This is a genomic window from Pseudoduganella lurida (assembly GCF_007830455.1).
GTDB classification, from domain to species: Bacteria; Pseudomonadota; Gammaproteobacteria; order Burkholderiales; family Burkholderiaceae_D; genus Rugamonas; species Rugamonas lurida.
Genome location: NZ_VLLB01000001.1, coordinates 326610 through 351032, shown reverse-complemented (window position 1 = coordinate 351032; position 24423 = coordinate 326610). Strand labels below are relative to the sequence as shown.

At 64.7% G+C, this 24423-nt stretch carries 20 protein-coding genes and 1 tRNA gene; 14 read left to right on the top strand and 7 right to left on the bottom strand.

Going from position 1 to position 24423, the window contains the following annotated elements:
- Window positions 1-58 precede the first annotated feature (58 nt).
- From IP91_RS01600 to IP91_RS01560, 9 genes are all read left to right on the top strand, one after another.
- A complete protein-coding gene (locus IP91_RS01600) occupies window positions 59-2425 on the top strand; it encodes a GH32 C-terminal domain-containing protein (protein WP_158643052.1) in 2367 nt (788 codons plus the stop codon).
- A gap of 1 nt (window position 2426) precedes the next feature.
- Window positions 2427-3569 (top strand): ABC transporter ATP-binding protein, encoded by a 1143-nt coding sequence (locus tag IP91_RS01595; protein WP_145647018.1) that lies wholly within the window; start codon window positions 2427-2429, stop codon window positions 3567-3569.
- Window positions 3566-4519 carry a carbohydrate kinase family protein gene (locus IP91_RS01590; protein ID WP_145647017.1) on the top strand — a complete coding sequence of 318 codons (954 nt, stop codon included), beginning with the start codon at window positions 3566-3568 and terminating at the stop codon, window positions 4517-4519. Before IP91_RS01595 ends, IP91_RS01590 begins: the two co-directional genes overlap by 4 nt.
- A gap of 82 nt (window positions 4520-4601) precedes the next feature.
- Complete coding sequence (locus tag IP91_RS01585) at window positions 4602-7499, top strand: TonB-dependent receptor (RefSeq protein ID WP_158643051.1); 2898 nt, start codon at window positions 4602-4604, stop codon at window positions 7497-7499.
- A 429-nt stretch (window positions 7500-7928) separates the two neighbouring features.
- Window positions 7929-8939 (top strand): AraC family transcriptional regulator, encoded by a 1011-nt coding sequence (locus IP91_RS01580; RefSeq protein ID WP_145647015.1) that lies wholly within the window; start codon window positions 7929-7931, stop codon window positions 8937-8939.
- Window positions 8936-9970, top strand: coding sequence for an SDR family oxidoreductase (locus tag IP91_RS01575; protein ID WP_145647014.1), 1035 nt, complete (start codon window positions 8936-8938; stop codon window positions 9968-9970). The genes IP91_RS01580 and IP91_RS01575 overlap by 4 nt, the downstream gene beginning before the upstream one ends.
- Window positions 9971-10021: 51 nt before the next feature.
- The gene (locus tag IP91_RS01570) at window positions 10022-10393 is read left to right on the top strand and encodes a hypothetical protein (protein ID WP_145647013.1); all 372 of its coding nucleotides are present in this window, start codon (window positions 10022-10024) and stop codon (window positions 10391-10393) included.
- 400 nt (window positions 10394-10793) lie between these two features.
- Window positions 10794-11027, top strand: a complete 234-nt coding sequence (locus tag IP91_RS01565) for an AMP-binding protein (RefSeq protein ID WP_158643050.1) — start codon at window positions 10794-10796, stop codon at window positions 11025-11027.
- Window positions 10951-11277, top strand: coding sequence for an AMP-binding enzyme (locus IP91_RS01560; protein WP_145647012.1), 327 nt, complete (start codon window positions 10951-10953; stop codon window positions 11275-11277). The genes IP91_RS01565 and IP91_RS01560 overlap by 77 nt, the downstream gene beginning before the upstream one ends.
- Before the next feature lie 250 nt (window positions 11278-11527).
- Here IP91_RS01560 and IP91_RS01555 read toward each other — a convergent pair whose 3' ends face one another.
- On the bottom strand, window positions 11528-12700 hold the full coding sequence (locus IP91_RS01555) for a tyrosine-type recombinase/integrase (RefSeq protein ID WP_145647011.1): 1173 nt from the start codon (window positions 12698-12700) through the stop codon (window positions 11528-11530).
- Between the two features lie 326 nt (window positions 12701-13026).
- Here IP91_RS01555 and IP91_RS01550 point away from each other — a divergent pair.
- A tRNA-Val gene (locus IP91_RS01550) sits at window positions 13027-13101 on the top strand.
- Between the two features lie 330 nt (window positions 13102-13431).
- Here the strand turns inward: IP91_RS01550 and IP91_RS01545 are convergent.
- On the bottom strand, window positions 13432-14007 hold the full coding sequence (locus IP91_RS01545; protein WP_145647010.1) for a hypothetical protein: 576 nt from the start codon (window positions 14005-14007) through the stop codon (window positions 13432-13434).
- 337 nt (window positions 14008-14344) lie between these two features.
- Between IP91_RS01545 and IP91_RS01540 the strand changes: the two genes are divergently transcribed.
- From IP91_RS01540 to IP91_RS01530, 3 genes are all read left to right on the top strand, one after another.
- Window positions 14345-15178, top strand: a complete 834-nt coding sequence (locus IP91_RS01540) for a DUF2306 domain-containing protein (RefSeq protein ID WP_145647009.1) — start codon at window positions 14345-14347, stop codon at window positions 15176-15178.
- Window positions 15179-15273: 95 nt separating this feature from the next.
- Window positions 15274-16887, top strand: coding sequence for a sensor histidine kinase (locus tag IP91_RS01535; RefSeq protein ID WP_158643048.1), 1614 nt, complete (start codon window positions 15274-15276; stop codon window positions 16885-16887).
- Between the two features lie 154 nt (window positions 16888-17041).
- Window positions 17042-18409, top strand: coding sequence for a glycoside hydrolase family 27 protein (locus IP91_RS01530; RefSeq protein ID WP_145647007.1), 1368 nt, complete (start codon window positions 17042-17044; stop codon window positions 18407-18409).
- 379 nt (window positions 18410-18788) lie between these two features.
- On the opposite strand, the gene IP91_RS01525 is transcribed toward IP91_RS01530, so the two are convergent.
- Complete coding sequence (locus IP91_RS01525; protein WP_145647006.1) at window positions 18789-19628, bottom strand: MHFG family PEP-CTERM protein; 840 nt, start codon at window positions 19626-19628, stop codon at window positions 18789-18791.
- A gap of 100 nt (window positions 19629-19728) precedes the next feature.
- On the opposite strand from IP91_RS01525, the gene IP91_RS01520 reads away from it, so the two are divergent.
- A complete protein-coding gene (locus tag IP91_RS01520) occupies window positions 19729-20691 on the top strand; it encodes a hypothetical protein (RefSeq protein ID WP_145647005.1) in 963 nt (320 codons plus the stop codon).
- Here IP91_RS01520 and IP91_RS01515 read toward each other — a convergent pair whose 3' ends face one another.
- From IP91_RS01515 to IP91_RS01500, 4 genes are all read right to left on the bottom strand, one after another.
- Window positions 20692-21267 (bottom strand): FxDxF family PEP-CTERM protein, encoded by a 576-nt coding sequence (locus IP91_RS01515; protein WP_145647004.1) that lies wholly within the window; start codon window positions 21265-21267, stop codon window positions 20692-20694.
- Between the two features lie 261 nt (window positions 21268-21528).
- Window positions 21529-22446 carry an Imm71 family immunity protein gene (locus IP91_RS01510; protein WP_158643047.1) on the bottom strand — a complete coding sequence of 306 codons (918 nt, stop codon included), beginning with the start codon at window positions 22444-22446 and terminating at the stop codon, window positions 21529-21531.
- A complete protein-coding gene (locus IP91_RS01505; RefSeq protein ID WP_158643046.1) occupies window positions 22443-23348 on the bottom strand; it encodes a hypothetical protein in 906 nt (301 codons plus the stop codon). Before IP91_RS01505 ends, IP91_RS01510 begins: the two co-directional genes overlap by 4 nt.
- A gap of 45 nt (window positions 23349-23393) precedes the next feature.
- A complete protein-coding gene (locus IP91_RS01500; RefSeq protein WP_145647001.1) occupies window positions 23394-24350 on the bottom strand; it encodes a hypothetical protein in 957 nt (318 codons plus the stop codon).
- Window positions 24351-24423 lie beyond the last annotated feature (73 nt).

Below are 24423 nucleotides of genomic sequence, written 5' to 3'. Positions count from 1 at the left end.
CATTGCTGCCCGTGCCACCCCGCCGCAGAGCGGGGCGCGTGGCAGCGGAGGGGACACCATGCAAACAATCTCGAAGGCCGCGCAGTCACGTCGGCCCGCCGCGCAGCGCCACGCGGTCGGTGCGCGCCTGGCATCCATCACCGTCGGCATCCTGCTGGCGACCGGCATGCACGCGGCCGTGGCCGCGGCCGATCCCGCGGTGCCGCTGGCCCACTGGAAGCTGGACGAGGGGGGCGGCAGCGTCGCGCTGGAGAGCCTGTCGGGCCGCCGCGACCAGGTCGATTATGTCTTCAACCAGGCCCGCTTCAAGCCGTCCACCGCGCCGCTGTGGCGGCCGGCGGGACCCTGCATCGATGCGGGCTGCCTGCTGTTCGACGGCTATTCGACGGAAGTGATCGCGCCGGCGCTCACCACCGCCGAATTGCAGCGCGGCTTCACGCTCAGTGCCTGGGTGGCGCCGCATGCCTTCGAGTGGGGCGATGGCGGCCATTACTCGGCGTTCCTCAGCCAGTTCGATGCCACGGCCAGGCAGGGCTTCTCGTTCGGCGTCTACCGTTTCGGCACCTGGGGCATCCAGCTGGGCATGGGCAGCGCCATCGTCGACGTGCGGGTGCGCGAGCGCAAGCTGCCGCGCGATGCATGGTCGCACGTGGCGGCCAGCTACGATCCGGCCAGCGGGCGCGTGGCGCTGTACCTGAACGGCGAGCGCATGGCGAATGTCGCCATGCCGGCCGGCGGCAGGTTCGCGCTGCCCGCCAGGCCACTCTCAATTGGCCGGCATTCGGCGCCCGAGCAGATCGGCGGCGTCTTCAAGCTCAATACCTTTCTGGGCCTGATGGATGAAGTGCGGGTGGCTGCCGGCCCGTCGGATGGCAACGCCATCGCCCGCCAGATGGCTGCCGACCTCGCCGGGCACGGCGGCCGCCCGCCGGTGCTGGTGGCAGCAGACCTGGCGATCCCGGCCAGCACGTTCAACGGCGACCGCCACCGCCCGCAATACCACCTGATGCCCGATGCCGGCTGGATGAACGAGCCGCACGCGCCGCTGTACCACGACGGCCGCTATCACCTGTTCTTCCAGAAGAATCCGTTCGGCCCGTTCTGGCACCAGATCCATTGGGGCCATTGGGTCAGCCAGGACATGGTGCGCTGGCGCGAGCTGCCGATCGCACTCGCGCCGGAGGACGACGGGCTGGCGACGGACGGCATCTGGTCGGGCAGCGCCACCCATGCGGCGGACGGCACGCCGGTGCTGTTCTTCACCGCCGGGAACGACACGGCCCGGCCCAACCAGCGCACCGGCATGGCCACGCCCTGCGATCCGGCCGACGCGAACCTGGTGTGCTGGAAAAAATATCCACAACCCGTCACGCTGCAGCAGCAGGGCATTGGCCGCTTCGGCGAGTTCCGCGATCCGTTCGTGTTCCGCGACGGCGAGCGCCGGCGCTGGTTCCAGCTGGTGGGCTCGGCGCTGCCGGGCGGCAGCGGCACGGCGCTCGTCTACGAATCGGCCGACCTGCTGCACTGGACGCCGCGCGGCCCGCTGTTCTCGATCGATCCGCAAGGCTTCCCCGGCTTCGAGAAGACCTGGGAGCTGCCGGTGCTGCTGCCCATCGGACGCGGTGCGGACGGGCAGCAGCGGCACGTGTTCCTCAACGATGTCAAAGGCCAGGCCTATTACTGGATCGGCGTGTTCGATCCGGCCACCGCGCGCTTCGTACCGGACAGCACGGCGCCGCGCGCCTTCGACCTGGGCGAAGGGCATTTCTCCGGCCCGAGCGGCTTCATCGATCCGCGCACGGGTCGCGCCATCGTGTTCTCGATCGCCCAGGGCGAACGTTCGCTGCAGGACGAGCGGGATGCCGGATGGGCCCACAACGGCGGACTGCCGCTGGCGCTGTCGCTGGGCGCCGATGGCGACTTGCGCCTGGCGCCGATCGAGGAGGTGGCGACGCTGCGCCAGTCATTGCTGCTGGATCTGCGTGACACCAGCGTGGCCGAGGCCGGGCAGGCCCTGGCGGCACTGCATGGCGATGGGCTGGAAATCGAACTGGAGCTGGCACCCGCAGCGGCCGCCGGCCGACGTGGCCTGCAGGTGCGCCTGGCACCCGGTCAGGAGGAAGAAACCGCCGTGTACGTCGACACGGCGCGGCAACGCCTGGAGATCGACCGTACCCGCAGCACCCTCGGCAAGGACTACGGCGTGCAGGGCGGCCCGTTCGACCTGGGCCAGGAAGTCCTGCGGCTGCGGCTGTTCCTGGACCGCTCGATGGTCGAAACCTATGTCAACGAACGCCGCAGCCTGACCAGCCGCATCTATCCCACCCGGGCCGATGCGCAGGGACTGGGCCTGCTGGCCATGCCGGGCGACCGCATCGTCTCGCTCAAGGTCTGGTCGATGGGCGCGGCAACGAAAGGAAACTGAGATGGCAAGCATCGCATTGAAGGATGTCGGAAAGACCTACCCCGGCAAGGACGCGCAGTACATCCTGCAAGGGGTCGAGTTCACGATCGCCGATGGCGAATTCGTGGTGCTGGTCGGGCCGTCGGGTTGCGGCAAGTCCACGCTACTGCGCATGATCGCCGGGCTGGAGGACATCAGCGCGGGAGAGATCAGCATCGATGGCGCACGCGTCAACGACGTGCCGCCAGCGCAGCGGGGCCTGTCGATGGTGTTCCAGAACTATGCGCTGTATGCCCACATGAGTGTGTTCGAAAACATCGCCTTCAGCCTGCGGCTGGCGCGCGTGCCGAAGGCCGAGATCCGGCCGGCCGTCGAGCAGGTCGCAAGGATGCTGCAGATGGAGCACCTGCTCGAGCGCCGGCCGCCGCAGCTGTCGGGCGGGCAGCGCCAGCGCGTGGCCATTGGCCGCGCCATCGTGCGCAAGCCGCGCGCCTTCCTGTTCGATGAACCGCTGTCCAACCTCGACGCGGCGCTGCGTGCCGACATGCGGGTGGAGATCGCCCGCCTGCACAAGCAGCTGTCGGCCACGATGGTGTACGTGACGCATGACCAGGTCGAAGCGATGACCCTGGCCGACCGCATCGTCGTGCTGGGCCCGGCCGGCGTGCAGCAGATCGGCACGCCGATGCACCTGTATGACCAGCCGGCCAATGTGTTCGTCGCCGGCTTCATCGGCAGCCCGAAGATGAACCTGGCCGCCGGGGCGATCGAGGCCGGCGGCCGGCTGCGGCTCGGCAGTGCCCAGCTGGCGTGGCCGGTGTCGCCCGGATTTCCGGCCGACGGCGCGGCGGCGCCGGTCACGGTGGGCATCCGTCCCGAACACCTGGTGGCCGATCCGCAGGGCCCGATTCGCGGGCAGGTGCAGCTGGTCGAACGGCTGGGCGCCGAATCGTATGTGCACCTGGCCGTGGCCGGCCTGGAAAAACCGCTGGTGATCGTGGTGCACGGCGAACCGCCGGCGCTGAACGAGGCGTGGCAGGTCGCCCCGGTGCCGGGCCGGCTGCATGTCTTCGACGGCGCCGGTCTGCGCATGGTACCCACCGCACAGGATATTGGATCCACTCATTCAACCGCCGGCACGGCCGGCATCCAGGAGGTAGCATGATTATCGTCTGTGGCGAAGCCCTGTTCGACGTCTTTTCCGATGCAGTGAGCGAGAGGGACGGGGCGGACCAGGATGCAATCGCGCTGACCGCGCGCATCGGCGGTTCCCCGTTCAACCTGGCGGTCGGCCTGGCCCGGCTGGGCGCGGCCCCGATGTTTTTCGGCGGCCTGTCGACCGACATCTTTGGCCGCCGGCTGGCTGCAACGCTGGCGCGCGAAGGCGTCGACATCGCCGCGGCCCCGCGCCCCGTCGCCGCCACCGCACTCGTGATGGTCGATGTCGATGCGGCCGGCGTGCCGACCTACACGCTGTATGGCGACGCGACCGCCGAGCGGGCCGTGACGGTGGCGGACCTGGGCCGGGTGCCGTCCGATGCGGCGGCCATCCATGTGGGCTCCTACTGCATGGCCGTCGAGCCGGTCGCGTCGGCCCTGCGTGCGCTCGTCACCCGGCAGCACGGGCGCAGCCTGATCGCATTCGATCCCAACGTGCGCCTGACGATCCAGCCACGGCGCGACGCCTGGACCGATGCCGTGGCCTGGATGCTGCCGAAGACCGATCTGCTGAAAATCAGCGACGAGGACATCGCGCACCTGTATACCGGCATGGCGCCGGCGGCTTTCATCGACATGGCCTTGCAGGCCGGCGTGGCGCTGGTGGTCGTGACGCGTGGCGGCGCCGGCGTGCTGGCGGCAACCGCGCAGCTGCCCGTGCTGGAACTGCCGGCCACCAGCACGGTGGTCATCGACACGGTGGGCGCCGGCGACACCTTCCAGGCGGCCCTGCTGTGCTGGCTGTCGCGCCACGGTCTGCTGGCGCGACCGGCCCTGGCCGCGCTGGACCGCGACACGCTGCGCGCGGCACTGGCCTTCGCCGGGCGCGCCGCCGCGATCACCTGCGCGCGGCGCGGCGCCGACCTGCCGCGGCTGGAGGAGGTGCCAGCCACTTGATGCGCTCATGCTGACAACGTTGGACAACAGTGCTTGCCAAGGCGGCCGGTCGGCGGCCGATAATCATAAAAGGAGATGCGGTATGACTTACTCGTTCGATCATTACACCATTCGTTCGGCGGCACTGGCGATCTGCCTGATGCCGGCGTTAGTGTTTGCACAACAGCAGGGCGCAGGTGCGGAGGTGCCGGTGCAGATTCCGGCACAGGCCCCGGCGGCGGCGCAGGCCACGACGGTGCCGGTGGCGCAAGGCCAGCCGGCGGCAGGCGCCGAGGGCACCGATCCGGCCGCGGTCATCATCGTCACCGGCGTGACGACGGCCACGACCAAGAAGAACGCCACGTTCTCGATCAATACGCTGGGGGCGGAAGAGATCCAGCGCCTGGCGCCAATGAGCACGGCGGACCTGCTGGCCAACTTCCCCGGCATTTATTCGGAAGGCAGCAGCGCCGGGGAAGCGAGCAACAACATCACCGTGCGCGGCCTGCCCGTCACGGGCGGGTTCCGCTTTGCGCCGCAGCTGATCGACGGCCTGCCGGCCTACGAAGAACCGGAAGCCCCATTCATGAACAACGACGTGTTCGTGCGCGACGACCTAATGACGGAAAGCGTGGAGCTGGTGAAGGGCGGCCCGGGCGGCATCCTGTATTCGAACGGCCTGGGCGCGACCGTCAACCACGTCACGCGCACCGGCGGCGAGCAGCTGGCCGGCGGCTACAAGATCGAGTACGCCGACTACGGCTTCTGGCGCCACGATGCCTTCGTGTCCGGTCCGCTGGGCCGCAACCTGACGGGTGCCGTGGGCGGCTTCTACCGCCGCAGCGACGGCGTGCGCGACACCGGCTACACGGCCGACGGCGGCGGCCAAGTGCGCGGCAACCTGGTGTACACGAGCGACGACCGCAAGACCACGCTGCGGGCCGACGCCCTGTACATCAACGATCGCACGGCATTCTTCCAGAACCTGCCGATTTCGGTGCCGCGCTTCACCAGCAGCGGCACGCCTGCCAATCCCACGGTGATCAACCAGGACAGCATCCAGCCGCTGGGCATCGACTTCGAGCACGGCACCACGGCCTCGCCCTACAACCGCCGCTTCGACATGATCGGCGAGTATGGCAAGCGCACGGTGGACCAGGCGGACGGCATCCACCCGGACTTCCGCATGTTCACGCTGAGCGGTTCGCATGAACTGGACGGCGGCTGGAAGCTGTCGGCGGGCCTGCGCCACACGACCGGCAGCAACGGCTTCAACGCGGTCTTCACCGGCAACGACACGGCGACGGCCACCAACTTCCTGAATGCCCGCTTCCAGAACGACGTGATCTCGCCCGCCCACGGCGCGGCGCTGGGCTGCAATCTGGCCAACGCCAAGCTGGTCGGCTTCTTCAATGTCCCGGCCGGCAATGCCTGCGGCGCGTTCGCCAACATCAGCCGCGACGACTTCGTGCGCAAGTACGCGAAGGCCACCGGCGTGGCGGCACGCTACCTGAACGACGGGTCCGCGGTGCCCGCCTCGGCCAACCTGAACTTCATGATTCCGTTCATCGCCGACGTCGAGGCGTCCAGCACCTCGCTCGACCTGAAGGTGCAGAAGTCGTTCCAGCTGCAGGGCCTGCACGAGCTGACGTTCGGCGTCTACAAGAGCCGCTACGACTACACGCCGAACTTCCAGCAGGCGCTGCTCGTCACCGACGTGGCCGAGCGCTCGCGCCCGGTGGACCTGTATGCCGTCGATGCGCAGGGCCGGCAGGTGGGCCCGAGCCTGACGCAGGGCGGCGCGATCCTGCCGGGGTGGGGCGGCTTCGTCAGCGATATCCAGGGCAACGGCAATGCTGCCTATCTGCTGGACCACTGGAATGCGCTGGGCAACCGGCTGAAGATCGATGCCGGCGTGCGCTGGCAGAACCTGAAGGCCGACGTCACGCGCCGCGACCGCAACGTCATCACCGACCTGACGCCCGCCGGCACGGTCATCGGTTCGACGCAGGACACGACGGCCGACAATGAAGTCAGCCTGCCGGGCGAGGCGCACCGCTTGCAGCGCAACTTCCATGACCTGGGCTGGTCGCTGGGCGGCAACTACAGCTTCAGCAAGGCGTTCGCCGTGTATGGCCTGGCATCGAGCTCGTTCCGCCTGCCCAGCCTGCAGGACCTGAACGACCTGGCCACCGCATCGGACACCATCGTCAATGGCCGGAAGGTGGACATCGACGCGGTGGAGCGCATCCGCCAGTACGAGATGGGCCTGCGCTACCTGACGCGCGGCTTCGGCGCCTCGGTGGCGGTGTTCTACAACCGCTTCTCGCCGCGCAGCGCCGTCAACATCTACAAGGACATCGAATCGGGCCAGTGTGCCACGCAGGGCGGCATCACGCAGATCAATTCCTGTCCGGACGTGGCGCAGCTGTACAAGCGCGGCATCGAGAACGTGGGGACGGAAGTCGAGCTGTCGTGGCGGCCGGCGGCAGTCGACGGCCTGGAACTGAAGGGCAATTTCGTGCTGCAGAATCCGAAGGTCGACGGCGCCAACTACACGATCACGCAGGAAGACAAGGACCCGGTCGGCGTGATCACCGGTTACCACTACGTGCAGGTGAGCGAGGATGGCCGCCGGCCGCGGCGCCTGCCGAAGGTGATGTTCAACTTCATGCCGTCGTTCGACCTGAAGCCGCTGACGGACATCCCGGTCAGCGTGTACGCCCAGTACCAGCGCTACGGCACGCGCTATTCGGAGGCATCGGACAACAACGTGACGCTGTTCCCTTCGTACTACATCGTCAATGCCGGCGCGCAGTACCAGGCCAGCGAGCGCTGGCGCGCCCACCTGCACGTGTCGAACCTGACCGACCAGGTGTCGTTCACGGAAGGCGATCCGCTGTTCAGCGACCTGCTGTCGCCCGACGGCACGCGCAACCGCGGCGTGGCCCGCCCGCTGTTCGGCCGCACGATCCGGTTCAGCATGACGTATATGTTCTGAAGTCCTGCTGTGCGCCCCGGATGGTCCAGTGCGGGGCGCGCTCAACACTCCGGCATGTCTCCGGTGCGGCGGGCCGACATGGTGTCTATCGACTACCAGATCGGCTGTACACGGTATCGCTGTTCTCGCCGCGGCGTATGAATCCGGTGACCACGCCTGCCACGGGATCGCGCTGGAAGATGCGCCGCATCCGTGCCTGGCCATGCTGGCGTCAGCGGCATCAGGCGCAATGTGCAGTGATCGCATTGGAACACATCCCGGCATGCTCGCGGATGCCACACCCAGGAACCGGAGCTTCAACATCACGAGCTCCAGGATGGGGGATTTGATTAATGTTTCCACAAGTCCATGCTATCACGGCCGGTTGAGTGGTCATTGTTTGGCGCGATCTGATTTGTTCGGGTAGGGGGGAGCACTTATCCTCCCATCATGACCAGCGCAAAAGTGTTTTCTCTGTCCCCCCATGGCCTTGCGGCGCTATCCACGACGCTCGTGGCGCTTTGCGAGCGCGCCGGTATAGCGCCATCCAATGCATGGGAAACAGACGATTTTTTCCGTCTTTGGCAAGCTGCCGACGACCTGTTCGAGGATCGGTCGGCGGGGATGCGTTTCGGCGCGGAAGGGATCGCCCGGGGGTATGCCGTGGCCGCTATCGTTTCGCTACACGCGCCCGACTTTCGGCAGGCACTCGTCACGCTTTCCCGATACAAGCGCCAAACCTGTCCAGAACTCGTCGAATTCGCGGTGGAAGGCGACGAAGCCACTGTGCGCTATCGGTGGCTGCTGGCGACAGGGGACGTGCCGCGCCTGCTCGTCGATACGACCATGGCATCGCTGAAAGAACTGGCGCGGCGTGGTTCCGGGGGGAGGATTGCGCCGGTCAGGCTGGAACTGGCGCGGCGTCCTGCCGATCAGGAACTGTTGCGCAGTCACTTCGGATGTCCCATCGTTTTCGGCGCCACGCATGATGCGATGGTGTTCGAACGCAGCGCGCTCGACGTCCCGTTCGTGGCAGCCGAAGGAGGCGCTTTCGCAGACGTGCTGGCGAACGTCGAGACATTGATTGCCGAGGACGCCGGAGCGTCGATGCTGGTCGGTGACCTGCGTGTGGCCATTGCGCGGCAGCTGAGCGAGGGCCGTCCTCCTGGTATCGGCGAGATCGCCCGCAGACTGGGCGTGAGCAGTCGCACCCTCCAACGCCGCCTCGACGCATGCGGCACCAGTTTCCAACGTCAGCTGGCCGAAGTACGCCGCATCATGGCGAGCCGTTTGCTCCGTCACACCGATCTGGACGTGGTGGCCATCGGCATGCTGCTTGGATTCGCCGAGCCCAATTCGTTTGCGCGTGCCTTTCGCACGTGGGAGCAGACCACGCCACTGCGCTGGCGTGACGGTCAGACCATGAATCGACCATCCATCACCAGGGAAACCCACGAATGAGTCAGCAACGTATTCTCGTCACTGGTGGTTCCGGTTTCATCGCCGGACACTGCATTCTGCAACTCCTCGCGCAGGGCTATCATGTGCGTAGCACCATCCGTTCGCTTGCCGGCGAAGCAGCGGTGCGCAGCGCCTTGGGGATGGGTGGCATGGTCCACGGCGACCGGCTGAGCTTCATTGCTGCCGACCTGCTGCAGGACGGGGGATGGGCGGAAGCCGTCGCCGGTATCGGCACTGTGCTGCACGTCGCATCGCCAGTGCAGCCCGGGCATGTCGAACATGAAGACGACGTGATTATCCCCGCTCGTGAAGGCACCCTGCGTGTGTTGCGCGCCGCCCGTGATGCCGGCGTCAAGCGCGTCGTCCTGACGTCAGCTTTCCATGCCGTCAGTTGGGGCCACCCCCATAGCAAGCATACGTTTACCGAGAATGACTGGACGAGACTCGACGGTCCCGACATCGATGCCTACGGTAAAAGCAAGACCCTCGCCGAACGCGCCGCATGGGACTTTATCGCCTCGGCGGGCGGTCTGTTGGAACTGACGAGTATGCTTCCGGTAGCGGTCATGGGACCGGTACTTGGCAAGAACATCTCAGGGGCAAACCAAGTGATTCAACGCATGCTCGATGGTGCCATGCCAGCAATGCCGAACCTGTTCATTCCGATCGTCGATGTGCGTGACGTGGCCGGCGCGCATATCCTGGCGATGACCCATGCGGACGCCGCGGGAGAGAGGCTGCTGCTGTCGAATGGTCCCGCGCTCGCAATGAGAGAGATTGCTGCCATTGTCAAAGCTGAGCTCGGCGAGCGCGGCGTGCATGTACCGACGCGCACCGTGCCTGACTTCATCCTGCGCATCGCGGCGCGGTTCAAAGCTGAACTGCGCCCGATCGTTCCAGATCTCGGTTATGCGAAGCGGACGTCCAACGATAAAGCACGACGCATCCTCGGCTGGGAACCCCGCACGGCTCATGAAGCCATCGAGGCAGCGGCCAACAGCATGGTCGAGAAGTGCTTGATCAAGTCCTGATACGTCAGCACGGAACGTATCGCTGCCGACTGACGAGAGAGAACGAAATCCATGTACAAAACGCTCGCCTATTTACCCTTTGGTTGGCTCACGCTGATTGGCGTTCTTCACTTCATCATCGATGTAGTCGCGCAGCATCTGCGCGGTAAGCGGACCGCGGGCCTGCCGACCACGCTGTACTACGGCATGCATACCGCATATGCCATGAGCGAAGTACTCGTCGGAATGGTAGGGCTTCTGATCGCGTGGCGCGCCGCGACATTACTGGACGACTGGCGGCTGGTTGTATTTTTTGGACTCGCCGCCGTTGCCTGGCTCGGTTTTGGTTTCTACTTTGATGAATACCGCGAGCCGAAGATCAATGTAGGCATCTTTTTGGCGTTGCTCGTGACGATGGTGGTATTCCGGACCCAAGCCACCTGAGCGGCTATCGTCTGCACGGTAGCGTTGTCCTGCCATCCTTGAATCGCACCCGAAGTCATCCATAATGGCACGCCGCCCCGCTGAGCGAAGGATTGTTCGAGCGCGCTTTTTTAGCTGCGAGTGACTCATGGCATTAGGTCGTCGACGCAAAGCATGTTCCAGCCATCTCCGGCGGCGATCATCGCTGGGCGACACCCTCATCGAACCTATTGCGCTCCATGGAGTCGATTGGCGTGTGTTTGACGCACTGCTACGGGCTGACCGAGATCTACGGCCCTGCCGCAAGCTGCGAAGCCAAGCCGAAATGGCACTCCCCCCAAGTGAGCGAGCGTGCTGATCTCAGTTCTCGACAAGGCATGCGCTATCCGCTGCAGACGGATATGACGGTGCTATTGATGGCTTGTCCGAGCCAGTCCCCGCGGACGGCACGACGATCGGGGAAATTGCCTCCCGCGGCGATATCACGCTGATGGGATGTCTCTATGATCCCGTCGTCACCGACTGTGCGTTGGCCGGACAATGGTTCTGGACCGGTGACCTGGCGGTGATAGAGCACGATGGCTACATCGAGATCAAGGACCGTTCCAAGGGCATCATCATTTCGGGCGGAGAATATTTCGTCAGTCGGAATTGAATACGTGCTGCACTCGCATCCTCAAGTCGCCGCCGTGGCCGTGGTTGCTAGCGCGGATGGGAAGTGGGGTGAGGTACCCGTAGCCGTGGTCGAGCTACGCGAGGGCGCGCTCGTGACCGAGGCGCAGCTGATCGCGTTCTGCCGGGACCATCTGGCACATTTCAAGTGTCCGAAACGGGTGTATTGCCGGGCGCTGCCGAAAACGGCCACTGGCAAAATTCAGAAGAATGTCATCCGGAATAGTCTATAAATGGCCGGTGATGTGGGCTGCCTCGTAGCGCGAACCGATGCTGGCAGCGCAGCGCTTCCGGCGGCACCGCGCGTTAAAAGGATGAGCTGGAAATGCGGTCGTGACTTCCAGGAGGGCCACGGGGCCGCCCACAAGATGGCGATGCGGGCAGCCCGGCATGCCGCCTCCCGGTTGCCGGTTCTCATCGAGACCGTAATACCGCCATCGATTAGAATGATCAACGGTAGAACGATTGCGGTCCGCCGAACCGTTACAAGACCAGTTTCGCGAGAGCATTGATCGCTGCATTCGGCCGTAGATGGCCGTAGTGTTTTTCGATCATTGCCACGGATGTGCCACTAATCTGTGCCACGGTGAGGAGGTCGAGCCCATCATGAACTAGATCAGTGATGACGCTGTGGCGCAGTGTGTAGGCAGTTGTAGTGGGCGGCAATTGGGCGAGCGCGACGGCTTTCGCGATTGGCTTCTTCCAGGCGTCCTTGTTCCAGCGTCGACCATCCGCACGCGCGAATAGCGGAGACGTGGGCGAGAGATTAGAATCCTTTGCGGCACAGATCTCTGCTGCCGCTGGTGGCAGTTTGATACACCGATTCTGCCCACTTTTGTCCCGTCCCACAGTGAGAACTTGAAGGCGTGCGTCATAGGCGCCGATCGTCAGGGCGGCCAGCGCACCAGGCCTCAGAGGCAGGAGGCAAAGGCCCCGCAGGAGTTTGGCCAGATCGTTTGGCGCGCTATCGATCATTGCCCTTCTTTGATCACGGTCCAGGTAGAGCGTCCTCCGTCGGCTGGTGTTAGGAAAAGCCTTTAGCGGTTCCTTCCATGCGAAATCGGACGCCACCCGGTGATCGGAGAGAGCTTTGTTCAGGGCGGCACGAACCGCGGCGAGGTCACGATTCACGGTGTCTTTCGAACGCTTGCGCAGCATCTTCTTGCCTGTCGATCTGACGGGGGATGCCACCAGACGCCGACGAAAGGCATCCATGTGTTCACGGGTCAATCTAGCTAATAGCTGATTAGCGACGGGATCCAGGTTAATCCATCGCTGGTAGCGGGCCTGCAGTTCGTCCGCGGGTCCGTCGCCCTTCATTTCTCGGATACGGGACACGTAAGCGTCACAGGCGTTCATCACTGTGAAGGTGTCAGCGGCAATCACGCGCGCTTCGGGCAACTGGGAGGCAAAAGCCCGAGCTAGTTCGACCGCTTTGTCATAGCGTAAGTGCGCTGCCCATTCCTCGAGGGTGCCAAGGGCGTGCTCGATGCGGCGCCCGTCATCCAGGCTCTGGCGTGCGATCCATCGCCCGGCGGACGTTTCAGAGGCCTTTCGAAATCCGACTGAGACGCCGGCACTAATGCGGCTCCAGTAGGGCTCTTTTCGTACGGCAAGCTTGGCGCGGCTTGCCACGGTATCGATCCTTTGCACCATTTTGATGCCTCCAAATGGGTGAAAAGCTGACTGCGGTTTCGATCGGACTCTGCCGCACAAAAAGTCCGGGAAAAGTCCGGGGTAAGTCCGGAAATTCCGGGGAAAGTCCGGGGATTATTGCTGGACAGTGCTGGACTTTCTTGGATTTTGGTCAACCTTTAGCACTTATAAACTTTGTGGCAAGAGCGCTAACGAGACTTATTCAAGCGCATCGATTTTGACCACTTTTAGCCGCATTCTCATAGGAGAGGGCGAAAAACCGACCTTTTTGCGATGTTCGAGAAATTTTGACTTACCGCAAGAACTTCGTTACAATTACGCATCTCGGGAGGTTAGCTCAGGGGTAGAGCACTGCATTCACACTGCAGGGGTCGCAAGTTCGAAACTTGCACTTCCCACCAAAAATTCGTTTGAAGTCAGAGGCTTACAACTCGCGTTGTAGGCCTTTTTTGTTTCTGCGTGGAAAATATGGGGGAAAGTCCGGAAAATTGCGGCGGACCGCGGTGAATTTCGTTGGGTCCGACAAGAGCGTTTCGGAGTGTTCGAGTCCGCTATTTGGGTTGCGACCGCGCGTTAGTGCGCAGGCACGACGTCTCTCAATCCAGGCACGAGGTCTCTCAATCCGATCGTAGAGACTCCGGAACAGCGTGGAAACGTGCGCTGTGATGGCAGCCTGCACTCCTGCGGCCCAGGTCCTCGCGGGCGCAGGATACTCACATACCAGTTGATGCTCAGGGCGCGTGCAGCGTCACGAATTCGCGCCATTGTGGGCTGGCATTGTATTGGTCCAGATAGCGCAGTCGCTCTTGCGTGGTTGCTGCCAGCCAATACGGCAGGAAAAACCAGTCCCACCAGTACTCGATCGAGCCCTGCAGGCTGCCCACCGTCTCCGGTTCGATTTCGGGGAAGACGATCCAGGGCGGGGAAGGGTGCAGGTCCAACCCATCAATCTTGCCGAGCAAGGCGCCCGAGTTCGTTACGATGGTTGCCACCGCTCCCCCAAATTCGGGCCTCAAGGAGAAATGCACTGCCTTGGAACCGTTGTTGGCGGACCCCTCTTGAAATGCCCTGTCAGACACTGAGTCGAACTCGGAGGAGATTGCCGTTGCGACGCGCGTCGCGTCCTCCAGGTTCACCATGAATTCGGTCCGGTAGGCGTGGACGTCCTGGTCTCCCAGGAACAGTTTGGGCGGGAACACCGCGAGGCTGGGCGCCGCTTCCAGGGCCGAGGCCGGATACGCCCTGATCAGCTCGTCGATGGGCTTGGACTCCCCCAGCAACGCCGCGATTTTTTTGAACAATCCCATGTGCGCCTCAGATGCTGTCGCCGAGCCGAATGATGGCTTTTTCTCCAATAAAAACCGGTTTGATCAAAATACCGCAACTCTATCATTGAATAAAACATGGCGGCGGGGTGGATGCTTGCTCTGCTCGAATCCATTCACACTGCAGGGGCCGCGATTGCGAAACTTGCACTACCCGTCCGGTTTGGTTGTACGAAAGGGCCTGCGATTCATGTCGCGGGCCCTTTTGCTTTGGGCGGCAGTGGCGCAACTTGCCTCGGTTCCCGCGTTTGTCGTTGTCGGCATTGGATGAGCGGCCTTTCTCTCCTATGCTGGATGTATCGGGTTCCTGGATTTCATCATGACCGATTCCCTTCCAGCCGCCTCCACGCCGGCCGTGCCGGCTCAGCCTCCCGCGGGCTCGCCAGCCAGCACGCTGCTGCTGTTCAGCTGGCTGAGCGCCGCTATTTTCAGCCTGTACATCGTGATCTTCTATGGCGGCGCTGCGCTGCTGGGCACGATGGAGCGCGACTGGAACGAAGTGCTGCCACGCCTTTACGCGCGGGCCGCCACGACCGCCAACCTGATGATCGGCATGCACTTCGTCACCGGAGCGGCCATGCTGGTGCTGGGGCCGGTCCAGTTCATGTCCGGCATCCGCACGCGCTGGCCCGCCGCGCACCGCTGGAGCGGGCGCGTCTACCTTGCCTGCGCCGCGCTGGCCGGCGTCGGCGGGCTGGCCTACCTGTCGCTGCGCGATCCCGTCGGCGGCCAGGTGATGGCGTTGGGCTTCGGCCTGTATGGGGTGCTGATGCTGCTGTCGTGCGCGCAAACGCTGCGGCATGCGCTGGCGCGGCGCATGTGCGAGCACCGCGCGTGGGCGATCCGTCTGTTCACATTGGGCCTGGGTTCCTGGCTGTACCGCATGGAGTACGGGCTGTGGCTCAACGCGCTGGACTGGCCTGGGCATGCCACCGGCACGTTCGATGGTCCGTTCGACCTCGTGATGGACTTTTTCTATGTGCCGCACCTGCTGGTTGCCGAATATGTCATCCGCCGCCGTCCCGCGTTGCCGGGAAGCGTGATGAAAGCAGCCGGCGCTGCATGTGCAATGCTGCTGGCGGTCGTGACCTGGCTGTTCGCCTCGGCCTACTGGTTGCCGCACATGCGCGACCAACTCGCGCGTCTCGCGTAAGGTCGGCGAGCGTCCGTGCGCTTCGGGGCCGGCAGATCAGCGGGGGACTGCTAGAATCGAAGTCCCCCAGCCACGACCGGCCCTTGGTCCTGCCCATGCAACTGCACGACTCCACATATCAGGCGCTGTTCGATGCGTCGCCGAATCCTTACCTGGTGCTCGATCGCGACCTGCGTATCGCTGGTGCGAACCGGGCGTTCCTGGCGCTGATGGCGCGGGAGCTGGCCGATATCGCCGGACAGCGCATCTGGGATGCGTTTCCTGCCGATCCCGAAACGGTGCGACTGGCGACCGCGTCGATCGAGCGCGTCATCCGCACCGGCAAGGCGGACACGATGGCCCTGCAGCGCGTCGATCTGCCCGTGGGGCAGGAGGGCGAGGGGAGCCGCACCCGCTACTGGAGCGTCAGTCATAGTCCCGTGCCCGGCGCCGGCGGCGCCGTGCAATTCGTGCTGCTGCACGCCGTCGACGTGACGGCAATGGGGCGCCTGCGTGGCGATGCACGCGAGCCGGTGGATACGACAGCCGCGCTTGCCCCCGAACAGACGGGCCTCTTCTCGCATGCCCGGCACGTCCATGAAACCAACCAGACGCTGCTCGCCGATCTGGACCGCCTGCAGACCTGGGTCCAGCAGGCGCCGGGCTTCATCGCGGTGCTGCGCGGTCCCGACCATGTGTACGAGCTGGTCAACGATGCGGCCGCGAAGGTGACGGGACCGCGCGACTATATCGGCAAGTCGGTGCGCGAGAGCGTGCCCGAAGCCGAGGCGCAGGGGCTGGTGGCCCTGCTCGACCAGGTGTACCGCAGCGGCGAGCCGGCCGTGGTCTATGGCCGCGAACTGCAGTTCCGCCGTGGCCCGGGTGGTGCCCTGGAAAACTGCTTCGTGAATTTCATCTACCAGCCCATCTTCGGGGCGGACGGTGCCGTCGAAGGCATTTTCGTCGAGGGCACGGAAGTGACCGAGCAGTACCTGGCGCAGCGTGAGGTCGAGGCCACGCTGCGCCAGGAGGCGCGCAACAAGGATGCCTTCCTCGCCATGCTGGCCCATGAACTGCGCAATCCCCTGGCGCCCATCGCCACCGTGGCGGAACTGCTGTCGCTTGGCCAGATTGACGCAGCGCGGGTGAGCAAGGCGAGTGCCGTCCTGACGCGGCAGGCACGCCAGCTGACGGAACTCGTCGACGACTTGCTGGATGTCTCGCGCATGACACGCGGTCTGGTAGACCTGGTGATGCAGCCGACGGATATGCTGGCGGTAACCCATGAGGCGCTGGCACAGCGCCGCCCGGTGCTGGACTTGCGCGACCAGACGGTGGCCCTGCTCCTGGCGGAAGGGCCGGCGATGGTGCTGGGCGATGCCAAGCGCCTGGTGCAGGTGGTGGCCAACCTGCTCAACAACGCCGCCACGTCCTCGCCGGACGGCAGCCAGGTCACCATCACGCTCGGCATCGATGCCGGTAAGGTGGTGGTGAGCGTCAGCGACAACGGCGTCGGCATGACGCCGGCCGTGCAGGCCACCGCATTCGGCCTGGTGCCCCAGGCGGAGTGCTCCCCGGAGCGGACGCAGGGTGCCCTGGGTATCGGACTGGCGCTGGCCCGGCATATCGTCGAACTGCACGATGGCAGCATCAGCGCGCAGAGCGCGGGACCGGGGCGCGGCAGCACTTTCACCGTCGTGTTGCCGCACCTGGAGGACGCTGCCCTCTGATGCGGGCGGTGCCGCCGGCGTCGCGCTTCGATAGCGATTCCGGCATCGCAGCGGTGTGAAAAATCATTAGCGGTTCAGCGCCGGGCGGATTACGATCACGCGCCGGCCGCCTGCCGGGCGTGCCACCCCAATAACAATGGAGACCGTCCCCCTCATGAATCCGCACCGCCGCACCCTGCTTGCCTCCGCCATCGTCGCCGGACTCGCTACCACCGTCCCGGTCAACCTGCATGCAGCGCAGCGGGGAAAGGCAGCTGCCAGTGCCGCCGGGCTCGCACCCACGCCGCCGATGGGCTGGAACAGCTGGAATTCGTTCGCCACCACCATCACCGAAGCGCAGGCGCTGGAGAATGCCCGCATCATGGCGCAGCAGCTGCTGCCTGCCGGCTACGACATCTTCACGGTCGACATCCAGTGGTACGAGCCGAACGCGAACAGCTACGAGTACCGCAAGGATGCCCAGCTGACGATGGACGAATACGGCCGTCTGCTGCCGGCGCCGAACCGTTTTCCCAGCTCGGCCGACGGCGGCGGCTTCAAGACGCTGGCCAACCAGGTCCACCAGCTTGGCATGAAGTTCGGTATCCACGTCATGCGCGGCATTCCGCGCCAGGCGGTGCGGCAGAACACGCCTGTGCTGGGCACGCCGTATCGGGCGCAGGATATCGCCAACACGAACTCGGTGTGTGGCTGGAACAGCGACATGTACGGTGTCGACATGAGCAAGCCGGGCGCACAGGCCTATTACGATTCGATCTTCCGGCTGTATGCGTCGTGGGGCGTCGACTTCGTCAAGATGGACGACATGTCGCGTCCCTACCAGGACAACTGGCGCGAGATTGAAGCGGCGCACAAGGCCATCGCGGCCGCCGGCCGCCCGATCACGCTCAGCCTGTCGCCCGGCGAGACGGACCTGAAGTGGGGGTTGCACGTGCCGCATTACGCGCAGATGTGGCGCATCTCGGACGACTTCTGGGACGAGTGGAAGATGCTGGACGCCCAGTTCCAGCGCCTGGAAAACTGGAACCGCTACATGGGTCCGAATGCCTGGCCGGATGCGGACATGCTGCCGCTCGGCCGCCTCGCGCTGGGCAAGCGCGACACGAAGTTCACGCCGGACGAGCAGCAGACGTTGATGACGCTGTGGTCGATCGCCCGCTCGCCGCTGATCATGGGCGGCGACCTGCGCCACCTTGACGAACGCACGCTCGGCCTGCTGACCAATCCGGAAGTGCTGGCCGTGAACCAGCGCAGCACGGCCAACCAGCCGCACCATGCCGATGCCGGCACCCGCATCTGGACGGCACGGCCCGCCGACGCTGACAGGTCGCATTATGTGGCGTTGTTCAACGCGGGCGACAAGCCGGCGGAGCTGGTGTTCGACCTGTCGCGGCTGGACCTCGGCGGGCGCACGGTGGCCTGCCGCGACCTGTGGGCACGCCGCGACGTGGACCGCGTAACCGGCAGCCTGCGCCGCACCCTGCCGCCGCACGGCTCCGCGCTGCTGCGGCTGACAGCCTGACCGGCAGGACCTCTGCCGCATCGGCAGCCAGAGCGGTGGATCGGCGGCAGGACCGATGCGGCGTCGCTTCGACACCGTTCGGATGGCGTGCCAGGCGCCCCCCGACGCGGGTGCCCGCACATCTAACTGCACTTCGTGCAGCGAACCGAGGAGCTATCGTTACTTCGTATTTTACGAAGTAACGTTCATAAAAGCTCTGGTTTTACGTTTCGTGGAATGCCTCTACACTAGGTCTTGACGAATCGGCAATCGCGCAGCGGCCGGTTCGTCCCGAATGCCTGTGTAACGTGTTTCACCTGCGCCTGCCCCATGGCGCGCTTCCCTTGCGGTGGCCCGGTTTCCCGGCCACCGCTTTTTTTGCGCAAAGCAGCGCCGCCGTTCAGCGCAGGCGGGTGTACAGCCCCAGCGCGCCCATCCCCACCAACAGCAGCAGCCAGATTGCCGGTTCCGGGACCGGCGAGACGGTGCCGCCCACCACCGGGCCATAAGGCGCCAGCACAGGCATTGCCGGTCCGTACGCGGTGCGCGGCGGCTGCGGCGTGTCGTCCGATCCGCCCGAGCCACCAAAGGCGCCGAAGGGGGCATACCCGGTACTTTCCATCGACCCCGTTGCGGTCCTGGCCGCAGGCATCGTAGCGAGCTGGGCCATGGCGTCGGCAGCATCGACGTCCACCTCCGGCGCGTGTGCCGGCATCGTCCGGCCGGTCATCGACCCGCCGGTTGCAGCCCGACCGCCGGTACCGCCACCGGCGGCAATCGCATGCACGCGGCTGACATTGCCGCAGATCTTCGGCACGATCAGGCATTCGCCGTCGGCGCAATACACGGCGGCCGGCTGGCGCGCGGTGACCGCCCAGCGTTCGCGCGTCACCTGTTCACAAACGGTCTGGCGGCCGAAATGCATGGCCGTGATCTGCGGGGCATAGGTTTGGCGGCCCAGGATGTCGTCGCGCGTGATGACGACCCGGTCGTCGGCGGCGCCACGCACGATCTTCTCGACGAGGCGCTGCCGCGTGGCAGGTGGAATATCGATGTAGCGGGAAACGGCTTCCGCGGGCGTGCCGCGGTACGGGTGCCGGCCCGGTTCATTCCAGGAACAGGCAGGGACGATCGATGCCGCGGTCAGCGCGGCTGTGGCTAATAACAGGGACATGATGGAAGGCGGCCCGCGGGGGCGCCGGTGCGGCGATGACTGATGTCGATCGGGACGGCAGGTCATCACAGCCGTCCGGGTGGCAATGGGGGCACCGGGTGTTGGTGGCGTTCGCTTGGCCACGAACGCATCCTAGCACCGAATGATCCAGTTTCGGCAACTCTCGATGCTTTTCGACATCAAAATCGCAATGGTCGACGCCCGTGCCGCCGAAGTGTGGCATTGGCAACACGGCATCCACCCGCCGCGGCCGGCTTTCCGTCACCATCATCATCACCGTCGCCATTCCCTGCGCCGGTCTGGCTGGCACATCGACGAACGATGCGACCACGCTTTGCAAAAGGGCGTACTGTTCAGTATGACCGAAAAAAACCACGATGCAGCGTCCGCAGCACCACCGGCCAGCGCTGGAACGGGAACCGGGGCCGGCGCCACGGCTCCGGGTTTGCCGCCGACCAACCGGCGGCTCCTGTGGGCCGTGGCCTCCTTGGCGGCGGTGCTGGCGATTCTGATCGTTACCTGGCTGGTGCGTGCCGTTGGCACCGAGAAGGCCATGTTCGAGGTGGCGAAATCGGTCGGGCCACAGCTCGCCAGCCCCGCGCCCCAGCCGCTGCCCGACACTCCTGCGGCTGCACCTGCAACGCCCACAGCCACGCCGCCCGGTTCGCCAGGCATGCGCACGGACACGGGCGACGCCCGGGAGGGCGATGCGGTAGCCGAAAGCGCGCAGCAGATGGATGGCACGGCTCCCATTGCCGTTTCGCCGGAGGGGCAGCGTGAAGCGGACCGGCCGCAAAGCGGAACCACGGACAGCCGCGATCTCGGCACGGCGTCGAAGGCACCGAAGCTTCCACCGGCGCCCGGTCGGGTGGCGGCGACGCAGCGGGCGGGCACAGGCGAGGGCACCCCGGCACCCCAGCGGAGTGCGCCGGCGGAGCAGGCACACCGCCAGCGCAGCGCCAACGCGGCGACCCGGCCGGCAGCCCCCGAAGACCGCTTGGCACGCGAGACGTTCCGTCGCTGCCCGGCGCTGGGCGACGAGGGTGCCGTTCTCTGCCGCTGGCACATCTGCAACGGCGCGGCCGGCAAGGAAGCAGCTTGCCGGCCTTATCTGGAACGGCGCCGCTGATCAGCCGTCCTGCCGACGGCGCCGCGCCACCAGTGCCAGCACGCCGAGGCCGCCCGCCAGCATGCCGTACGTGGCCGGTTCAGGGATGGGCGAAGTGAACGACAGCGAGATATCGATTGCGCCATCCCGTACCGCGTTGCCGGTGGCGACCAGCGTATAGGTGCCCGGCCCCAGGCTGCCCAGGAAGCTCGAGTGGGCGAAGCCGCCCAGCACGCCCGTGAACGTGTCGCCGGCCACGACATTGGCCGAGGAATCGACGATGTCCAGATTCACGCCGATCAGTCGCGGTCCCTGGCCCGCAGGCGGATCGACGATCCAGCCGGCAAGTCCGTTGAAGTCGACATACTCGGACAGCGTGAAGGTCGTCACCTGGTTGAGCGCGCCGCGTTCGGTCACGAACGATTCGGCGAACAGGTTGTCGCCGCCATCGAGGGGTGTCTGGACGGTGGCGGTGCCGATCAGGTTGCCATACCAGACATATTCGGTATCGGCGGCGGCGGGGGCGGAAACGCCCACGGTCAACAGTGCGGCGAGCGCCGCGGCGCCCGTCCAGCGGGCAAGAGCGAAGGCCGGCATGATGCCTCCTGTGAACGAGTTGACGAGAGAACACGCGAAGAAATCTGCAAACGCGTCACGACCGCACGCCGCGCTGAGGCAGCGCAGCAGGGTTGCGCAAAGCTTGCAGCGCGCGACCGTACAAGGCCGCGCTATCTCAGCCTAGTGCGCGAAGCGCGGCTGTCAACCGTTCAAATTTTATTTTTATGACGAACTTTTGGCGATAAGTCTTGTCGACTCGAGCGAGCGACAGGTGTGGCGCGCACCCTGAGACCGAGCCGTCTAAGGCAGGTAGCCAAGCCGAATTTTCTCCTCGGTTCGGTCCCGCATGGCCGGGTGGGCCGCGCCGTGCGGGGCCAGGCGGGGAAACGCGAAACGGTAAGAGGATTCGGTCGCCGGAACGCTGCCGTCCCGGTACCGTTCATCCCGCCACAGCAAGCGCCATGCGACGTCCACGCAGTCGATCTCCTCTCCGGTACTCACCGGCGCGTGGGGTGCAACCAGTCCACCGTGCAGGTAATGCATGGCTCCGACCACGCAAAAGGGCGGCGGTGGGGGCGGCGGAGCAATCAAGAGCAGTGAGCGGAGCGTCAGCTTCCGGGGTGGCACGGCAACGGGTTCCCAGATACCGGAGCAGGGCGGGACCCGACCGGTGTACACGAAGAGCGGTTCTGCCGGATCCGGCACCGATGGAAGCTCGCTGGGGAGCGGGACGGTATCGAGATAATGTTCGAGGTCGGGGCTGAACGGAATCGCCCCGGTTCCCTGCAGGCGGTGCGGTGCAATAATCCGTGAGCTGCACTCGAACCATGCTTCGCTGACTGCGGCCAGCGCACCCCTGTACTCGAACCAGAACGGGGTATGGTGCTCGTCAATCCCGTTCTCCCCTTCGTCGATCCTGTTCTGCCTCGTCACCGCATGAAACAGGGGGCGGGAGGCTATTTCCAGATCAGAATATCGATCGAATTGCAGTACGGTCCTGTCGCCGGCGCCGAGGCGTGCCACCGCTTTTTCCAGGGGCTGCAAGCCATCGCGAATAGCTACGACTTCGGAGCGGTGAATGCCGGTCCCGTCGCTATAACCGAGTTCGTCGGCCTTCCGGATGCTCCGGTCCGCAACGGCGAGCCAGGCCCGATAGAGAACCAGTATCCGGCGCCAGGCCGTGATGGAGCTGAGCTTCTGGAGCCAGTGGAACATCATCCGGCGCTGGGGTTCCGTGGGAACCCGCGGCGATAGTCTGGAATAGGTATCGTGCATTGTCCCGATTTTAATGTACCGATGCATGCCGCATCGGAACCGATGCCCCATAGGCTGATTCCTCCAGATGGCTCCATCTGACGGCCTTGCGCGGCGGTTCTACGAATGCGGTGTCTGATCTGCGTCCCACTGCCAGAACGTGGTGCCATAGGCGCTGTCGAAGGTGGGCATCGGCTCGCCCAGCACGAAGACTGGAGCATGACCTTCGCCTGCGGCGCCACGCGTTGCCGGACACCGAGAAACTGCGCACAGCTGTCTTCCACGTCCGGCACATAAATGCCGGAGATCTGCAGCGGGGCATTCGACGCAACCTGCGTCTGCGTGTCCAGCCTGTAGGCGGGCCACCGCTGTGGCGCGTCCAGCGGACCACGTGACCTTTCCCTGTACCCCGTAGTGAGCGCACCCGGCTTCCAGAAAGCGTCGTCGGTAGCCTGGATGTTCGACGCCAGCATGACTGCAAGGGCCAGCAGTTCGCCGTAGCGCCTCGCATCTTCTTCCGCCATCCAGTCGGTAGAAAAATCCGTCTGGCCTTTGCAGTCACCGAGCGGTCCATTACAGGCCGTCAAGCCACTGGCGTCACCGCTGCGCAGCAGGGCGAGGCCGGCATTCAAGGATCGCAGCGTGTCGCGAAAATTCGGTATTACCCGTTCGCCCCAGACGATGTCGGGCTGCTCGGGCAGGGGCCGCCTGCGATAATCGGCTGGCAGATCGTGCATGAAGCGATCCAGGCAGTCTTCAAGGTGCACGATCATGTCGGTCCATGTACAGCGCAGTTCTTCCAGGTATGGACTCGAAATATAAGGTTCGAGAAGACATATCTCCTGTGGGATTAATTCTGTCCTCATTCTCGCTCTGGCAGGTCAGCAGTTTCCCCTGGAAATGGACTGGGATTAGCTCTGGTCACCGTCCCATTGCCAGAGTGTCGCCCCATATGCACTCTCGAACGAAGGCATCGTTTCCCCTTGCACGAAGCGTCGGCGTGAACCAGTGCTGGCAGGGGTAAGCCAGAATCCGGTGCGTGGACAGGTGCTGCCGCCGGTGATACGTAACTGAACCGTGTCCAGCGAGCTCGGTGCCACAACCGGGCCATCTTCGCCAGACCGTTCGACCAGGATCCAAGTGCAGTCGCGCAGCTCGTCTTGTGGTTCGATGCCATACTTTTCTCCGGTCGACGCATCCGACAGGTCGCGCAGTCCGATCCTGACCAGTGTCTGCGGCGCGTTGCCGTTTGCAGCATGCAGGAATTGCGCGCAGCTGTCAGGAATATCGGGGAGGAAAATGCCTGTTCGGGTCAGAGGTTCTCCGGTACGCACTTGCACTGTCGGGGATGTCCGGTACACAGGCCAATGGGGGAGCAGCGGCATTGGTCCGCGCGTGCCAGCATCGTAATCCGTCGTCAAATCACCCGGTGCCCAGTAGCCAGCTTCTGTCGCCTGGATATTCATTGCCATCATCACCGCCCTGTTGAGCAGCATGCCGTAGGTGGCTTCGTCGGCGGGACGCATCCAGCCGGACCCGAAGTCCTGCTGGCCCTTGGAATCGTTCAGCGGACCATTCGCGTGATCCAGGCCTTGAAAGTCTCCAGCGGCAAGCAGCGCATGCCCTTCGTTGAGCGACTTCAGCGTATCCCGAAAATTGGGCAGGACCAGCTCGCCCCAAACGATGTCGGGCTGTTCAGGGAGCGGCCGGTCACGGTAGTCAGGCGGTAAGTCATTAGTGAAGCGGTCGAGGCACCGTTCCACGTGCGCGACCATTTCAGTCCATGCATCGCGCAATGCGAGAAAGTAGGAGGCCGAGCTGTAGCGTTCCAGAAGGTAGATTTCTTGTGGCAGCAATGGACTCGTCATTTTTTCTTGCCAGACTCTTCCAGGGAAACTTCGACCGACGCGAGTTCCGAGATGTTACGTTTGGAGTTGCCAG

Coding starts and splice junctions, on each gene's coding strand:
- IP91_RS01600 (WP_158643052.1), top strand. CDS start 59: ATGCAAACAATCTCGAAGGCCGCGCAGTCACGTCGGCCCGCCGCGCAG.
- IP91_RS01595 (WP_145647018.1), top strand. CDS start 2,427: ATGGCAAGCATCGCATTGAAGGATGTCGGAAAGACCTACCCCGGCAAG.
- IP91_RS01590 (WP_145647017.1), top strand. CDS start 3,566: ATGATTATCGTCTGTGGCGAAGCCCTGTTCGACGTCTTTTCCGATGCA.
- IP91_RS01585 (WP_158643051.1), top strand. CDS start 4,602: ATGACTTACTCGTTCGATCATTACACCATTCGTTCGGCGGCACTGGCG.
- IP91_RS01580 (WP_145647015.1), top strand. CDS start 7,929: ATGACCAGCGCAAAAGTGTTTTCTCTGTCCCCCCATGGCCTTGCGGCG.
- IP91_RS01575 (WP_145647014.1), top strand. CDS start 8,936: ATGAGTCAGCAACGTATTCTCGTCACTGGTGGTTCCGGTTTCATCGCC.
- IP91_RS01570 (WP_145647013.1), top strand. CDS start 10,022: ATGTACAAAACGCTCGCCTATTTACCCTTTGGTTGGCTCACGCTGATT.
- IP91_RS01560 (WP_145647012.1), top strand. CDS start 10,951: ATGGCTACATCGAGATCAAGGACCGTTCCAAGGGCATCATCATTTCGG.
- IP91_RS01555 (WP_145647011.1), bottom strand. CDS start 12,700: ATGGTGCAAAGGATCGATACCGTGGCAAGCCGCGCCAAGCTTGCCGTA.
- IP91_RS01545 (WP_145647010.1), bottom strand. CDS start 14,007: ATGGGATTGTTCAAAAAAATCGCGGCGTTGCTGGGGGAGTCCAAGCCC.
- IP91_RS01540 (WP_145647009.1), top strand. CDS start 14,345: ATGACCGATTCCCTTCCAGCCGCCTCCACGCCGGCCGTGCCGGCTCAG.
- IP91_RS01535 (WP_158643048.1), top strand. CDS start 15,274: ATGCAACTGCACGACTCCACATATCAGGCGCTGTTCGATGCGTCGCCG.
- IP91_RS01530 (WP_145647007.1), top strand. CDS start 17,042: ATGAATCCGCACCGCCGCACCCTGCTTGCCTCCGCCATCGTCGCCGGA.
- IP91_RS01525 (WP_145647006.1), bottom strand. CDS start 19,628: ATGACCTGCCGTCCCGATCGACATCAGTCATCGCCGCACCGGCGCCCC.
- IP91_RS01520 (WP_145647005.1), top strand. CDS start 19,729: ATGCTTTTCGACATCAAAATCGCAATGGTCGACGCCCGTGCCGCCGAA.
- IP91_RS01515 (WP_145647004.1), bottom strand. CDS start 21,267: ATGCCGGCCTTCGCTCTTGCCCGCTGGACGGGCGCCGCGGCGCTCGCC.
- IP91_RS01510 (WP_158643047.1), bottom strand. CDS start 22,446: ATGATGTTCCACTGGCTCCAGAAGCTCAGCTCCATCACGGCCTGGCGC.
- IP91_RS01505 (WP_158643046.1), bottom strand. CDS start 23,348: ATGAGGACAGAATTAATCCCACAGGAGATATGTCTTCTCGAACCTTAT.
- IP91_RS01500 (WP_145647001.1), bottom strand. CDS start 24,350: ATGACGAGTCCATTGCTGCCACAAGAAATCTACCTTCTGGAACGCTAC.